Annotated in this window: 10 protein-coding genes; 7 read left to right on the plus strand and 3 right to left on the minus strand. The window is 72.1% G+C overall.

Features of this window, described 5'->3' with window-relative positions:
* Nucleotides 1-76 precede the first annotated feature (76 nt).
* The 4 genes from AB3X52_RS11265 to AB3X52_RS11280 all read left to right on the plus strand — a co-directional run bounded on the left by AB3X52_RS11265 (nt 77) and on the right by AB3X52_RS11280 (nt 3,434).
* Entirely contained in the window at nt 77-511 is a 435-nt protein-coding gene (locus AB3X52_RS11265) for a MarR family winged helix-turn-helix transcriptional regulator (RefSeq protein WP_367994168.1), read from the plus strand.
* Entirely contained in the window at nt 512-1,078 is a 567-nt protein-coding gene (locus AB3X52_RS11270; protein WP_367994169.1) for an isochorismatase family protein, read from the plus strand.
* On the plus strand, nt 1,075-2,472 hold the full coding sequence (locus AB3X52_RS11275) for an MFS transporter (RefSeq protein ID WP_367994170.1): 1,398 nt from the start codon (nt 1,075-1,077) through the stop codon (nt 2,470-2,472). The genes AB3X52_RS11270 and AB3X52_RS11275 overlap by 4 nt, the downstream gene beginning before the upstream one ends.
* A gap of 122 nt (nt 2,473-2,594) precedes the next feature.
* Nucleotides 2,595-3,434 carry a hypothetical protein gene (locus AB3X52_RS11280; RefSeq protein ID WP_367994171.1) on the plus strand — a complete coding sequence of 280 codons (840 nt, stop codon included), beginning with the start codon at nt 2,595-2,597 and terminating at the stop codon, nt 3,432-3,434.
* 207 nt (nt 3,435-3,641) lie between these two features.
* Here the strand turns inward: AB3X52_RS11280 and hutU are convergent, their stop codons facing one another.
* Nucleotides 3,642-5,330, minus strand: coding sequence for a urocanate hydratase (gene hutU, locus AB3X52_RS11285; RefSeq protein WP_367994172.1), 1,689 nt, complete (start codon nt 5,328-5,330; stop codon nt 3,642-3,644).
* Between the two features lie 20 nt (nt 5,331-5,350).
* Nucleotides 5,351-6,952 (minus strand): histidine ammonia-lyase, encoded by a 1,602-nt coding sequence (gene hutH, locus AB3X52_RS11290; RefSeq protein ID WP_367994173.1) that lies wholly within the window; start codon nt 6,950-6,952, stop codon nt 5,351-5,353.
* Nucleotides 6,953-7,251: 299 nt separating this feature from the next.
* Between hutH and AB3X52_RS11295 the strand changes: the two genes are divergently transcribed.
* The 3 genes from AB3X52_RS11295 to AB3X52_RS11305 all read left to right on the plus strand — a co-directional run bounded on the left by AB3X52_RS11295 (nt 7,252) and on the right by AB3X52_RS11305 (nt 13,763).
* Nucleotides 7,252-8,538 (plus strand): choice-of-anchor P family protein, encoded by a 1,287-nt coding sequence (locus tag AB3X52_RS11295; protein ID WP_367994174.1) that lies wholly within the window; start codon nt 7,252-7,254, stop codon nt 8,536-8,538.
* 98 nt (nt 8,539-8,636) lie between these two features.
* Nucleotides 8,637-9,836, plus strand: a complete 1,200-nt coding sequence (locus AB3X52_RS11300; RefSeq protein ID WP_367994175.1) for an MFS transporter — start codon at nt 8,637-8,639, stop codon at nt 9,834-9,836.
* 186 nt (nt 9,837-10,022) lie between these two features.
* Nucleotides 10,023-13,763 (plus strand): heterodisulfide reductase-related iron-sulfur binding cluster, encoded by a 3,741-nt coding sequence (locus tag AB3X52_RS11305; protein WP_367994176.1) that lies wholly within the window; start codon nt 10,023-10,025, stop codon nt 13,761-13,763.
* Between the two features lie 470 nt (nt 13,764-14,233).
* On the opposite strand, the gene AB3X52_RS11310 is transcribed toward AB3X52_RS11305, so the two are convergent.
* Nucleotides 14,234-14,509: a hypothetical protein gene (locus tag AB3X52_RS11310; protein WP_367994177.1), complete on the minus strand. Its 276-nt coding sequence runs from the start codon at nt 14,507-14,509 to the stop codon at nt 14,234-14,236.
* Between the last annotated feature and the right edge of the window lie 2 nt (nt 14,510-14,511).

The raw sequence follows: 14,511 nt of genomic DNA on the forward strand, positions 1-14,511 counted from the left end.
CCCCGTCGTCGTACCCCTCGCGAAGATGCACAGCCAAACTTTGAAGTTATCCTTCATAGTGTCTAGGCTCGACGACATGACCGGGACCGACCGCGCGACGCTCGCCCAGGACCTGCGTACGACGCTGGGTCGCGCCACCCGCAGCCTGCGGGAGACCGGCGGCCGGATGGGCCTGACGCCGAGCCAGTCCGAGGCGCTGGGCTACGTCCACCGGGACGGCCCGCTCACCATCACCGCACTGGCCAGGCAGGTCGGCGTCCGCTCGCAGTCGATGGGCGCCACCGTCGGCGTGCTGCTCGAGCGCGGTCTCGTGACCGTCACCCCCGATCCCCGTGACGGTCGGCAGAAGGTCGTCGCGACCACCGAGGAGGCCACCCGCCTCGTCGGTGAGAGCCGCAGTCTGCGCGAGGACTGGCTCGTGCAGCGGCTCGCCACCCTCACCCCCGCGGAACAGCAGACGCTCGCCGATGCGACCGCGCTGCTCGACCGCCTCTTCACCGAAGGACGCTGAATGCCGCTCACCACGCTCGACCCGAAGACCGCCCTCGTCGTCATCGACCTGCAGGCCGGCATCATGGGGATCGAGGGTCAGCCCTACTCCACGGCCGACGTCGTCGCCCGCAGCGCCGAGCTCGCCGACGCGTTCCGGACGCGGGGGCTGCCCGTGGTTCTCGTCAACGTCGCCGGGGCGCCCGGCGTCCGCACCGACCAGAACCCCTCCGGTGCCGGTCGTGAGCTGCCCGAGGCGGCCACCACGCTCGTCCCCGAGCTGGGCGAGGCCGACAAGGTGGTCACCAAGCGCACCCCGGGCGCATTCACCGGCACCGACCTGGAGGCCTACCTGCGCGCCCAGGGCGTGACCCAGGTGGTCGTGACCGGCGTCGCGACCGGCAACGGTGTGGCGGCCACGGTGCAGCAGGCGTTCGAGCTCGGCTTCCACGTCACCACGCCGCTCGACGCGATGACCGACTCGGACCTCGCCTGGCACGAGTTCTCCGTCGCCCACCTCTTCCCCAAGCGTGCCGAGACCGGTACGACGGCCGACCTGCTCGCCCTGCTGGAGGCGACCCCCGCGTGACGACGGTCGGCGACCGGACCACCGCTCCCGTCAAGGGCGTCTACGGCGCCCGCTTCCTGGCGCCGCTCTTCCTCGGCCCACTGCTCAACCCGATCAACACCACGATGATCTCGGTCGCGCTGGTGCCGATCAGCCGTGACCTCGGGGTGCCGAGCAGCACGGTGGTGTGGCTGGTGGCGGGGCTCTATCTCACCAGCGCGATCGCCCAGCCGACCCTCGGCCGGGTCGGGGACGTCCTCGGCCCGCGCCGGGTCTACCTCGCCGGGCTCGTGCTCGTGGGCCTGGCGGGGCTCCTGCCGACGCTGTTCGGCGGGTTCGGTCCGGTCGTCGCCTCGCGGGTCCTCCTCGGCGTGGGTACGTCGGCGGCGTACCCCTCCGTCATGGCGATGATCCGCACCCGGTCCGCTCGTGCGGGCGTCGCGACGCCGCCCGCCGTCCTCTCCGGGATCTCCATCTCCACGCTGACCAGCTCCGCGGTCGGCCCCGTGCTGGGCGGGACGCTCATCAGTCTCGCCGGGTGGCGCTCGATCTTCCTCGTCAACGTGCCGCTCGCGCTCGCCGCGCTGGTGATGACGCTGATCTGGATCCCCCGCGACGAGTCCCGCCCCGCCGAGGCGGACCGACCGTCGCTGCGCGACCTCGATCCGGTCGGCATCGTGCTCTTCGCCGCCACCGTCTCGTCGCTGCTGGTCTTCGCGCTCCGGCTCGACACCCCGCACTGGTGGCTCCTCGGCGTGACCGCCGTGGCGCTCGCCGGGCTGGTCGGGTGGGAGCTGCGGCGTCGGGGACCCTTCATCGACTTCCGCATGCTCGCGAGCAACGGGCCGCTGACGCGCACCTACCTGCGGATGTTCCTGCTCTACCTCGGCTTCTACTCGATGACCTACGGCTACAGCCAGTGGGTGCAGGACGACGCCGGCTACACCAGCTCCCAGGCCGGCTTCGTGCAGCTCCCGACCGCGATCCTGGCCGGGATCATGTCCCTCGCGATCGCCCGGACCGCGCGGGTCCGCGGGCCGATCCTGGTCGCCTGCACCGCGCCGATCCTCGGCGGCGCGCTGATGCTGGGGCTCCACTCCAGCAGCCCGCTCGTCTACCTGCTCGTCATCGCCGCGGTCTTCGGCGTCGCCCAGGGCCTGGCGAGCGTCTCCAACCAGCAGGTGCTCTACCGCCAGTCCCCGCCGGACCGCATCGGTACGGCGTCCGGGCTGTCCCGCACCTTCGTCTACCTCGGCGCCATCCTCTCCAGCGGGGTGCTCGGCGCGACCTTCGGCGACGCGCCCGCGGACGGCGACATGCACGTGCTCGGCGTGATCGTCGTCGCCTGCGCCATCCTCGCCGCCGGCCTGGCCGTCACCGACCGCAGCCTGCGGGGCACTGCCGACCGGGACTGATCCAGGGTCGATCCCCCGTGCAACTCGAAGTTGCACTCGAGATGACATGACCCGGGTGGATCTGGTGATATAGCCCGAACGGGCTATCCCCCTCCCTAGAGCCCGGCCAGGAGCAGACCCCCGTGACGATCACTCTCGAGCGCGCCCATGCGGACGTCACCTACCTCGACAGCCGCCGCCCGCGCCACCACGCCACCGAGGCCACCGTCGTGCCGCTGCCCCGCGGCGTCCGGATCGTGCAGCCGCGCGCGGCGGTGCCGACTCCGACCCTGACCCTGGGCCGCAAGCTGGCCATGCTGGCCCCCGCTGCGCTGCTCGCGTCGGTCGCGGCCGGCACCGTGGCACTCCTCCCCCACCTCCAGGACCTGCTCGACCAGGACGGGCAGGATGCTGCGCAGAGCGGCACGGCCGCCCAGGCCGACGACACTGCGCCCGCCCCCACCGGCGTCGCCAAGCACCGTGCCGCCACCCCGGCGCACCACGGCGCCGGCACGCTCACCCCGTCCCGCGCGCCCAAGCACCGCGCGGCCGGCGCCCACGCGGCGACCACCGCCGCCGGCACCGGCGCCGCGGCCGTCAGCCCCCACGCCGCGACCGGCGGCAAGCACGCGGCGACCGTCGGGCACAGCGGCGGTGCGAGCGGCGGTGCGAGCGGCAGCGCCGGCTCGAACGGCGTCGCCGGAGGCAGCGGTGCCGGTGGCGGATCGACCGCCAGCGGCGCCGGCTCGACCGGTGGCGGGTCGTCGGACGGCGCCTCGAGCGGCGGCTCGACCGGCGGCTCCGACGCCGGCGGCACCTCGAACGGCGGCAGCACCTCGAGCGACGGCTCCGGCGCCACGGGCAGCGGCTCCGGCGGCAGCACGAACGACCCCGTCACCGGCCTGGTCAACGGCGTGGGCGACACCGTCGACGGCGTGGTCGATGGCGCGACCGGTCTCGTCGGCGGCCTGCTCGGCGGCTGACGCCGCCGAGCAGCGACGCGCGCATCCTCGGCGGGATGCCTGTGCATTGACCGATCGATCGGTCAATGCACAGGCTGCGACAACAGCCACCCCGCGGCAGCCAACGACGGGGCGTCACCTCGACGGGGACGCCCCTTCGCCGTTGCGCCCGCCGGAGGGACACGGCCAGATGCACCGATCCCTCGGCATCACCGAGAGTCCCGGCCGTCAGCCCTCGCCCATGGGGATCCTCACCCCGGTCCGCGCCGCGACATCGGCGGCCAGTTCGTAGCCCGCGTCGACGTGCCGGATGACGCCCATGCCGGGGTCGTTGGTGAGCACACGCTCGATCTTCTGCGCCGCGAGGTCGGTCCCGTCGGCGACGACCACCTGCCCGGCATGGATCGACCGGCCCATGCCGACCCCGCCGCCGTGGTGGATGGACACCCAGGTCGCGCCCGAGGCGGTGTTGACCAGGGCGTTGAGCAGCGGCCAGTCGGCGATGGCGTCGGAGCCGTCGAGCATCGCCTCGGTCTCGCGGTAGGGCGAGGCGACCGACCCGCAGTCGAGGTGGTCGCGGCCGATGACGATCGGCGCCGTCAGCTCGCCCGAGGCGACCATCTCGTTGAAGCGCAGTCCGGCGCGATGGCGCTCGCCGTACCCCAACCAGCAGATCCGCGCCGGCAGGCCCTGGAAGCGGACCCGCTCGCCGGCCATCGTGATCCACCGGCGCAGCCGCTCGTACTCCGCGGACTCCTCGGCGGGGAAGAGCTCGAGGATCGCCCGGTCCGTGGCGGCGATGTCCGCAGGGTCGCCGGACAGCGCAGCCCAGCGGAACGGCCCCTTGCCCTCGCAGAAGAGCGGGCGGATGTAGGCCGGCACGAACCCGGGGATATCGAAAGCACGGCAGGCGCGGGCCTTCTCTGCCTCGGCACGGATGGAGTTGCCGTAGTCGAAGACCTCGGCGCCCCGGTCGAGGAAGCCGACCATCGCGGCGACGTGCGCGGCCATCGAGTCCCGCGCCCGCTGGGTGAATCCGACCGGGTCGGCCTCGCGCTGTGCCTGCCAGTCCTCGAAGCGCACGCCGACAGGCAGGTAGGCGAGCGGGTCGTGCGCCGACGTCTGGTCGGTGATGACGTCGATCGGGGCGTCCCGTTCGAGCAGGGCGGGGACGATCTCGGCGGCGTTGCCGCGCACCCCGATGGAGAGCGGCGTCCGCGCGTCGCGTGCCTCGATCGCCAGCGCGAGCGCGTGGTCGAGGGAGTCGGCCCAGACGTCGAGGTAGCGGTGCTCGATGCGGCGCTGGATCCGACTCGGATCACACTCGACGCAGATGACCACGCCGTCGTTCATGGTCACCGCCAGCGGCTGGGCGCCGCCCATCCCGCCGAGCCCGGCGGTGAGCGTGATGGTCCCGGCGAGCGACCCGTCGAACCTCTTGTCCGCCACCGACGCGAACGTCTCGAACGTGCCCTGCAGGATGCCCTGCGTGCCGATGTAGATCCACGAGCCCGCGGTCATCTGGCCATACATCGTCAGCCCGAGCTCCTCGAGCCGGCGGAACTCCTCCCAGTTGGCCCAGTCGCCGACCAGGTTGGAGTTCGCGATCAGCACGCGCGGCGCCCACTCGTGGGTCCTCATCACCCCGACCGGCTTGCCCGACTGCACCAGCATCGTCTCGTCGGGGCCGAGGGTCGTGAGCGTCCGCACGAGGGCGTCGTACGCCGGCCACGACCGCGCCGCCCTGCCCGTGCCGCCGTAGACGACCAGCTCCTCCGGCCGCTCGGCGACCGCCGGGTCGAGGTTGTTCATCAGCATCCGCAGGGGCGCCTCGGTCTGCCACGACCGCGCCGTCAACTCGGTCCCGCGCGGTGCGCGGATCGGCAGCCTCGGGTTCTCGTTCCTCGGCTCGCTCATCGGGTGAATCATCGGTTGAGTCATCGCAGCTCTCCGATCACGTGCTCGACCGCGCGGACGACCGCACCTGAGGCCACCAAGCCAACCACGTCCTCGACCTCGGGCGACAGGAACCGGTCGGGCCCCGGGCCGGGGACGCCGGCCTCCCGCAGCAGGCGTACGACGGCCGCCGTGCCCGGCGCCGGCGAGACCCCCGTGGTAGAGCCGGTCGAGACGCGCAGGTCGAGCGCCCGGGCGGCGGTGAGGAGCTCGATCGCTACCACCCGGGTGAGCCCGTCGACGGACCGGCGCAGCTTGCGCGCCGCCGACCAGCCCATCGAGACGTGGTCCTCCTGCATCGCGCTCGACGGGATCGAGTCGACCGACGCGGGAACGGCGAGCCGCTTGAGCTCCGAGACGATCGCCGCCTGGGTGTACTGGGCGATCATGTGTCCCGAGTCGACCCCCGGGTCGTGCGCGAGGAACGCCGGGAGGCCGTGGTTGCGGGCCACGTCGAGGAAGCGGTCCGTGCGCCGCTCCGAGATCGACGCGACGTCAGCGGCCACGATCGCCAGGAAGTCCAGCACATAGGCCACCGGCGCCCCGTGGAAGTTGCCGTTCGACTCCACCCGGCTCTCCTCAGCGAGCACGACCGGGTTGTCCACGGCCGAGTCGAGCTCGCGGGCCGCCACGGTGGCGGCGTACTCGACCGTGTCGCGGGCGGCGCCGTGGACCTGCGGCGAACAGCGCAGCGAGTAGGCGTCCTGGACCCGGTTGCAGTCCGGCCCGCGATGGGACGCGACGACGCCGGAGTTCGCGAGCAGCGCGACGAGGTTGGCGGCGGAGAGGGCCTGGCCGGGATGCGGCCGCAGCGCCTGCAGTTCGGGCGCGAAGACCCGATCGGTGGCCAGCTGCGCCTCGACCGACATCGCCGCCGCCACGTCGGCGGTCCGGAGCAGCCGCCGCAGGTCGGCGATCGCCAGCGCGAGCATGCCGAGCATGCCGTCGGTGCCGTTGATGAGCGCGAGTCCCTCCTTCTCCGCCAGCTCGACGGGCGCGAGGCCGGCCGCCAGGAGCGCGTCCGCCGCAGGCATGAGGGTGCCGGCGGCGTCCCGCACCTCCCCCTCCCCCATCAGCACAAGCGCGCAGTGCGCCAGCGGAGCGAGGTCGCCGGAGCAGCCGAGGGAGCCGTACTCGCGCACCACCGGCGTGATGCCTCGGGAGAGAAGCGCGGCCAGGAGCGACGCGGTCTCGCGTCGTACGCCGGTATGCCCGGTCGCCAGCGTCGAGAGCCGCAGCAGCATGAGAGCGCGGACGACCTCCCGCTCCACCTCGGGCCCGGAGCCGGCGGCGTGCGAGCGGACGAGCGAGCGCTGCAGCTGGGCGCGGAGGTCCGGGAGGATGTGGCGGGTCGCGAGCGCACCGAACCCGGTCGAGATGCCGTACGCCGGCGTGGCCGCCGTCGCGAGGGAGTCGACCACCGCACGGGCCCGGTCGATCGCGGCGAGCGCCTCCTGGGTGAGGGCGACCGGCGCACCGTCACGGGCGACGGCGACCACGTCGTCGATCGAGACGGGTCCGACACCGATCGCGACGGTGCCGCGGGTGGCCGTCGAGGGCGTGGCGAGCGGGTTGCTGGTCATCAGCCCATCCAACTCCGCGCCGTCGCGGCCGTCCATGGGCCGCTCCCGATGCCGGGCCGGCGGGCCGGCCGGCCAGGCTCCGATCGGGTCATTGCCGGCCAGACCACATGACCAGACGAAATGACTAGATGGGGTGACGTCGCACCCGTCACATTTCCGGAAGTCTCTCGTTGCACATCTGTCACATCCCGCTCGCTGGGCGGGAGCGGCGCGAGATCACCCCCGGTTCGCGCTCGGTGACACCGCGTTCAGACCCCGCTATTGGAGGGATGGGGGTCCCTCGCATCCAGGAGATTCGCATGCCCCGCCTTCTCGCTCTCGGCACGGCAGCCGCCGTCGCCGCCACCGGACTCACGTTCGCCGCGCCCGGCTCCGCCGACGCCGCGACCGTCGTGTCGACTCCCTACGTCCTGCGTGGCTTCGGCTACGGCCTGCGTGTCGTCGGCGGCTCGCTGCCGGCCGCGTCCGGCGACCTCGGCTACACCACCTCCGGCTGCACCAACAAGGCCGGCGTCACCCACGAGAACCACACCGCCGGCGTCTCGCTGCCGGGCGGCCTCGGGTCGATCGGCGCGGTCGCGAGCAAGACCTGGTCGACCAAGGTCGGCAACACGGTCAACCGCTACACCCAGTCCAAGGTCGCCAGCATCACCATCGGCAACTCGCTGGGCTCGCTCAACATCAAGGGCCTGACCATGACGACCCACGTCTGGCACAACGCCGCGGGCTTCCACTCCAAGGCCACCGCCAACGCGGGAAGCATCACCGGCAAGATCGGTCCGCTGGCTCTGCCCGGCAAGCTGCCCACGCCCGGCAACCCGATCACCATCCCCGGCCTCCTCAAGCTCTCCATCGGCGCCAAGAAGGAGAACGTCGGTCCCAACTGGGCGGGCGCCAACATCGACGGCCTCCGGCTCCAGCTGCTCCCCACGAAGACCACGATCAACCTGGCCCACTCCTGGGCCTACATGTCGAAGGGCATCGCCTCGGGCGTCTTCGGCGGCAACGCCGTGGCGACCAAGGTCAGCGCGCTCGGCGGCATGGTCTCGTCCAGCGGCCAGCCGTTCCGCCAGATGCCGTGCAAGAGCCCGCAGGGCAAGACGCTGACCAAGGCCATCGCCAGCGTCCCGCTGAAGGTCCCCGGCTTCCCGATCTCGGTGGGTGCCGCCACCTCGACGGTGCAGGGCAACCAGTCGAAGACCAAGGCCTGGGGCCGCGGCATCTCGAAGGTCGCCTCGATCTCCCTCGGCAGCGGCAGCACGAAGCTGGTCGTGAAGGGCCTCGTCGCGCAGGCCAACGTCAGCCGCACCGGCAAGGGCCTCTCGAAGCTCACCCGCAACAGCAACGGCACCCACGTCGCCTCGATCACGCTGGGCGGCAAGAGCTACACCCTCTCCCAGCTCGACGGGAAGTCGCTCGACATCCCCGGCCTCGACCAGGTGGTCAAGATCCAGACCAACGTCGTGAGCAACGAGTGGCAGGGCATCCAGGTCGTCGGTCTGCGTCTCACGCTGCTCGGCGCGAGCGACGCCTCCAAGACGGTCATCGACCTGGCCCGCACCCGCATCAAGATCGTCAAGCCCTGACCGGCTGACCTCGGCGATCCGTCCCGGACCCCGCCGCGCTCGTCCTGAAGGACGGACGCGGCGGGGTCCGTCGTCTCTCCGGCGTCTTTACTGAGAGGGTGACGACCCTTGCCCCTCCCTCCCCCGCGGTGGGGGTCGTACGCCGCTGGGCGATGCTCGGAGCCAGCACGCTCGCCCAGGCCGCGGCGGCGACGATGATGCACGGCGCGGCGTTCCTCATCCCGACGCTCCACCAGCGCGACGGGCTCAGCCTGGCCCACGCCGGTCTGATCGCCGCCGCGCCGACGCTCGGCGTGATGCTGGCGCTCGTGCCGTGGGGCTGGGTCACCGACCGGCGCGGTGAGCGGCTGGTGCTGGTCGCAGGCCTCGGCGGTACGACGCTGGTCGGGCTCCTCGCCGCGCTGACCCATGGACTCGCCCTGCTCGGCGTGATGCTCGTGGTCGGCGGCGCGTGTGCCGCGAGCACCAATGCCGCGAGCGGCCGTGTGGTGGTCGGCTGGTTCCCGCCTCACCGGCGCGGGCTCGCGATGGGGATCCGCCAGATGGCGCAGCCCGTCGGGGTCGGCATCGCCGCGATCACGGTGGCCGTCGTGGCCGCACACCACGGCGTCCACGCCGCCATGTGGATCCCGACGATCGCCTGTGCGGCCGCGCTCGTCCTGGTCGCCGCCGTCGTGCTCGATCCGCCGCGGCCCGACCGCAGCGCCGCCCCTGCGCCCAACCCCTACCGCGAGGACGGCTACCTCGCCCGGATCCACGGTGTCTCGGTGCTGCTCGTCGTGCCCCAGTTCGCCGTCTGGACCTTCGCGCTCGTCTGGCTCGTCCAGGACCGGCACTGGGATGCGGCGCCCGCGGGCGTCCTCGTCGCCGTCGCCCAGGTCTTCGGCGCCCTCGGCCGGATCGCCGCGGGGCAGCTCTCCGACGTCGTACGCAGCCGGATGCGGCCACTGCGCTGGGTCGCGTGGGCCGCGGCGGGGACGATGCTGCTGCTCGGCCTCACCGCAGGGCTCGGCTGGTTCGTCGCCGTACCCCTCGTCGTGGTGGCGACCGTGCTCACCGTCGCCGACAACGGACTGGCGTTCACGGCGGTGGCCGAGCGCGCGGGGCCGTTCTGGTCCGGTCGGGCGCTGGGGCTGCAGAACACCGCGCAGTTCCTCGCGAGCAGCATCGTGCCGCCCGTCGGCGGCCTCGCCGTCAGCCATCTGGGGTACGCCGGGACGTTCGCCCTCGCGGCGCTCTTCCCGATCCTCGCGATCGGCCTCGTGCCCGTGTCGGCCGAGCGGCCGCTCGCCCACTGACCGGCGCCTCAACGCACGGCCGACGTGTGACGAGCCGCACCGGTGGACCCTGCACATCGAAGTTACCAACGGGTAGGATCCCGTGCACGCCCGAGGGCACCGCCCTGCGTGCCGGCCGATTGTCAGTAGAGTCGCCACGCTCGGCCTTCGCCGTACGAGCACAACTCATCGAGGAGCCCAACCCGCATGTTGCAGACGATCGTCATCGCCGTCTCACTCGCGCTGGCCGTGGTCACCGTCTATCTGGTGGTCCAGGCCGTGCGCAGCATGGTCGGTGTCCTCCGGATCGGGCAGCCGGCATCCCGCGCCGATGCCCCCGGGAAGCGGACCCTGACGATGCTGAAGGAGACCTTCCTCCACACTCGGATGTTCCAGTGGCGCTGGGTCGGCGTCATGCACTGGTTCGTGTACTTCGGCTTCCTGATCCTCAGCACAGCCGTGCTCCAGGGCATCTTCCAACTCTTCGACCCATCGTTCGCGCTGCCGCTGATCGGCCGCTGGTTCGTCTATGAGTGGGTCTGCGAGGCCATCGGCGTCCTCTCGACGATCGGCATCGTCTTCCTCATCGTCTACCGCCAGATGCACCTGCCCAAGCGGGAGGGCCGCCGGAGCCGGTTCTTCGGCTCGACGTTCTGGCAGGCCTACTTCGTCGAGGCGATGGCGCTGCTCGAGGGTGCCGCGATCATCTTCATCCGCGGCGCGGAGTACGGCCTGGACAAGGCCGAGGGCCACACCGATTCGGCCACGCGCTTCCACTTCCCGATCTCGTCGTACGTCGGCGAGTGGCTCCACTACCCGCTCGGCAAGGACGGCCTCGAGACCCTCGTCCTGGTCATCGCGTTCATCAAGGTGGTCTCCGCGCTCGCCTGGCTCGACGTGGTCGCGCTCAACCTCACCATGGGCATCGCCTGGCACCGCTTCACCGCCTGGTTCAACATCTGGTTCAAGCGCGAGGCGAATGGCCGCGACACCGATGGGGCGACCACGGCGCTGGGCTCGATCAAGCCGCTGACCAGCAACGGCAAGGCGATCACGCTCGACGACATCGACGACCTCGACGAGGACGCCAAGCTCGGGGTCGGCTCGATCGAGGACTTCTCCTGGAAGGGCATCCTCGACTTCACCACCTGCACCGAGTGCGGCCGCTGCCAGTCGCAGTGCCCCGCATGGAACACCGAGAAGCCGCTCTCCCCCAAGCACCTCGTCATGAGCCTGCGCGAGCACGCGTACGCCGCCGCGCCGTACCTTCAGAGCGGCCGGACCGAGGGCACCGTCGCGGAGAAGCCGCTCATCGGCCACACCGACCAGGACAGCGCGGCCGGCGCGGGCGAGGAGGTCCTCGACTGGTTCTACAACCCAGCCGACGGCGGCTTCGTGATCGACGAGGACGTGCTCTGGTCCTGCACCTCCTGCGGCGCCTGCGTCCAGCAGTGCCCCGTCGACATCGAGCACGTCGACCACATCATGGACATGCGCCGCTACCAGGTGCTCGTGGAGTCCAACTTCCCGACCGAGCTCAACGGCCTCTTCCGCGGCCTGGAGAACAACGGCAACCCGTGGAACATGTCCTCCCGCGCGCGGATGGACTGGGCCAAGGACCTGCCGTTCGACGTCAAGGTCGTCGGGGAGGACATCGAGTCGCTCGACGAGGTGGACTGGCTCTTCTGGGTCGGCTGCGCCGGCGCCTACGAGGACCGCGCCAAGAAGACGACCCGTGCCGTGGCCGAGCTGCTCGACCTGGCCGGCATCTCCTTCGGCGTCCTCGGCAACGGCGAGACCTGCACCGGCGACTCGGCTCGCCGGGCCGGGAACGAGTTCGTCTTCCAGGGCCTGGCCCAGCAGAACGTCGAGACGTTCAAGGAGTTCAAGGTCAAGAAGGCCGTCACCACCTGTGCTCACTGCTTCAACACCCTGAAGAACGAGTACAAGGAGTTCGGCATCGAGCTCAAGGTCGTCCACCACACCCAGCTGCTCAACCGCCTCGTGCGCGAGGGCAAGCTGACGCCGGTCGCCTCGGGCGCGGGCGCCCACAAGCGCTCGATCACCTACCACGACCCCTGCTACATCGGCCGCCACAACGGCGTCTACACCCCGCCGCGCGAGCTCCTGCAGGTGCTGCCCGGCGCCTCGGTGGTCGAGATGCCCCGCAACTCCGAGCGCTCCTTCTGCTGCGGTGCCGGTGGCGCCCGGATGTGGATGGAGGAGAACCTCGGCTCCCGCATCAACCGCAACCGCACCGACGAGGCCGTCGCCACGGGCGCGGACCAGATCGCGGTCGGCTGCCCGTTCTGCCGGGTGATGCTCTCCGACGGTCTCACCGCGGCCCAGTCCGACGGCACCGCCCGCGAGGAGGTCGAGGTCCTCGACGTCGCGCAGATGCTGCTGGCCTCGGTCAAGGGCGAGATGGCCACCAAGCTGGCGCCGGGCTCCGGCACGGAGACCGCGGCGAAGGTCGCGACCGCCGCCGAGCCGTCCGCCGGTGACGTCACCGCCTCCGCCGCCACGGTCACCGAGACCGCCGACGCGGGCCCGGCCGCCAAGGCGTCCCAGGAGGCCGGAGGGTCGTCGCTCTTCGACACCCCGGCCCAGGGGACCACCTCGGCTCCCGATGACGCCTCCTCGCTGTTCGACACCCCGGCCCCGGCTGAGCCCGCGGCTCCGGAGTCCAAGGCCACGCCGTCCTCCGGTGGCTCGCTGTTCGACGAGGGCGGCTCCCTCTTCGACACCCCCGCCGAGCAGGCTCCCGCGGCGGAGGAGAAGCCGGCCACGGCCCCCGAGCCTGAGGCCGACCAGGGCACCGGTGCCGCGTCCGGCTCCGACGCCGGTCTCGGTGGTGGCTCCCTCTTCGACATCCCCGCCACCCCGGCCACCCCGGCCGCGGAGGCCGCCGCACCGACCGCGGAGCCCACGCCCACCGAACCCGCGGCTCCGGCCGAGCCCGCAGCCGAGGAGCCGCAACTGGGTGCCGGCGGATCGCTGTTCGACATCCCGGCCACCCCGGCCGCGGAGGCCGCTGCTCCGGTCACCCCGGAGGCCACCGACGTCGAGCAGCCGTCGGCTTCCGCCACCGCACCTGTCTCGACGGAGAAGGCCTCCGAACCGGAGGCCACCGAGACCGCGAAGACGGCTCCGCCGGCCGGCTCGGGTGCGACGTCGGCGCCGCGCAGCGACGTCGACATCGAGGGCGCTTCCTCGCTGTTCGACATCGAAGCGCCCGACGGCGCTGTCGCCGCTGCTCCGGCTGCTCCGACTCCGGCTGGTCCGGCTCCGGCTTCGGCTGCTCAGCAGGCGGGTGCGGCACAGACAGCCGACGCATCAGCGCCCGTCGAGGCTCCGGTCACCGACGCGACCGCCGCCGGCGCCCAGCAGGACGAGGCCGAGCAGTCGTCCGCGTCGCCCGCTGCACCCACGTCGACGGAGACGGCACCGACCGCCCCGGCAACGCCCGTCGTCAGCACGACGGCCGTGGCGAGCTCGGGCGTCGCCTCCGCGCCGCGCAGCGACGTGGAGATCGACAGCGTCTCGTCGCTGTTCGACATCGAGGCGCCCGAAGGCACGGTCGTCGCCGGTGCACCGGCTGCGGCCGCCGCCGAGGTCCCGGCCGCGGAGGTCGCTGCGGAGGCGGCTCCGGAAGCGTCCGCCGCCGAGACTGCCGCCGAAGAGCAGGCCGCCGTAGTTGAGGCGTCCCAGCCCGAGGCGTCCCAGCCCGAGGCATCCCAGCCCGAGGCATCCGAGCACGCAACGGAGACCTCCCCCGCGGCCCCGACGGAGGCGGAGACCGAGGACAGTTCCGAGGCCCCGGCTGTGGAGCAGCCGGAATTGGCCGATGACCAGGCGGCCCCGCAATCGACGACGAGCAGCGGCGAGTCGCACGCGCCCCGCACGGACGTCGACATCCACGAGGTCGAGTCGCTCTTCGACCTCTGATCCTCACCCGGCGTACGAGGCCCCCGGCAGTCACCTCCGACTGCCGGGGGCCTCCTTCTTGCGGGCGCCGGTGCTTCTGCGCGGCCGCGCCTGGCACGCTGGCGAGAAAGTGCGGGGCCGCGGCGCCGCCCTACGCGCACTTCCCCACCACGGGGGCATGTGCCCGCTGTGTCACTGCACCAGACGTCCGGCGGGTGGAGGCGTCGCGTCTCCCAGGGGCCGCGAGCCTACGTGGCGACGGGCAGCGACCCGAGGAGAGGGGCGGCCGAGCGTTGACCGATCGATCGGTCAACCCGCGCTTGACCAATGCCACCGCACCCCGGCTGCCGCAGGCGGCCACCACCCATGGCCGCCCCACCCCGGCGGCGGCTTCCCGACCGCCCACGACAAGCCCACCACGCGCCGCGGGCGGGGACGATCCGACGATCATCCCCGCCCGCAGCGCGACGGCGCCCGAGGCGCCCGACATGTCACTGCACGGGCGGCGTCTTCTCGCTCTCGGGGACCTCCTTGACGACGACGGGGCGCAGCCACGCCCAGGCGAGGAACACCAGCCCGACGACGAGCATGACGAGTCCCGCCCAGAGGTTGTCGTGCTTGTCCCCCTTCGCGTCGTTGCCGACGAAGGCGAACACGAGGATCAGGATGATGCCGTAGACACTCAGCAGAGCGCCGATCACGTTGCGGATGTCGAAGGCACCCGCGGTCTTCTTGCGTGCCGACTTGCCGGCCGACTCTCGCGCCATGG

The sequence above is a fragment of the Nocardioides eburneus genome, from assembly GCF_040838215.1.
GTDB classification, from domain to species: Bacteria; Actinomycetota; Actinomycetes; order Propionibacteriales; family Nocardioidaceae; genus Nocardioides; species Nocardioides eburneus.

Coding starts and splice junctions, on each gene's coding strand:
- AB3X52_RS11295 (WP_367994174.1), top strand. CDS start 7,252: ATGCCCCGCCTTCTCGCTCTCGGCACGGCAGCCGCCGTCGCCGCCACC.
- hutU (WP_367994172.1), bottom strand. CDS start 5,330: ATGAGCGAGCCGAGGAACGAGAACCCGAGGCTGCCGATCCGCGCACCG.
- AB3X52_RS11310 (WP_367994177.1), bottom strand. CDS start 14,509: ATGGCGCGAGAGTCGGCCGGCAAGTCGGCACGCAAGAAGACCGCGGGT.
- hutH (WP_367994173.1), bottom strand. CDS start 6,952: ATGACCAGCAACCCGCTCGCCACGCCCTCGACGGCCACCCGCGGCACC.
- AB3X52_RS11270 (WP_367994169.1), top strand. CDS start 512: ATGCCGCTCACCACGCTCGACCCGAAGACCGCCCTCGTCGTCATCGAC.
- AB3X52_RS11305 (WP_367994176.1), top strand. CDS start 10,023: ATGTTGCAGACGATCGTCATCGCCGTCTCACTCGCGCTGGCCGTGGTC.
- AB3X52_RS11265 (WP_367994168.1), top strand. CDS start 77: ATGACCGGGACCGACCGCGCGACGCTCGCCCAGGACCTGCGTACGACG.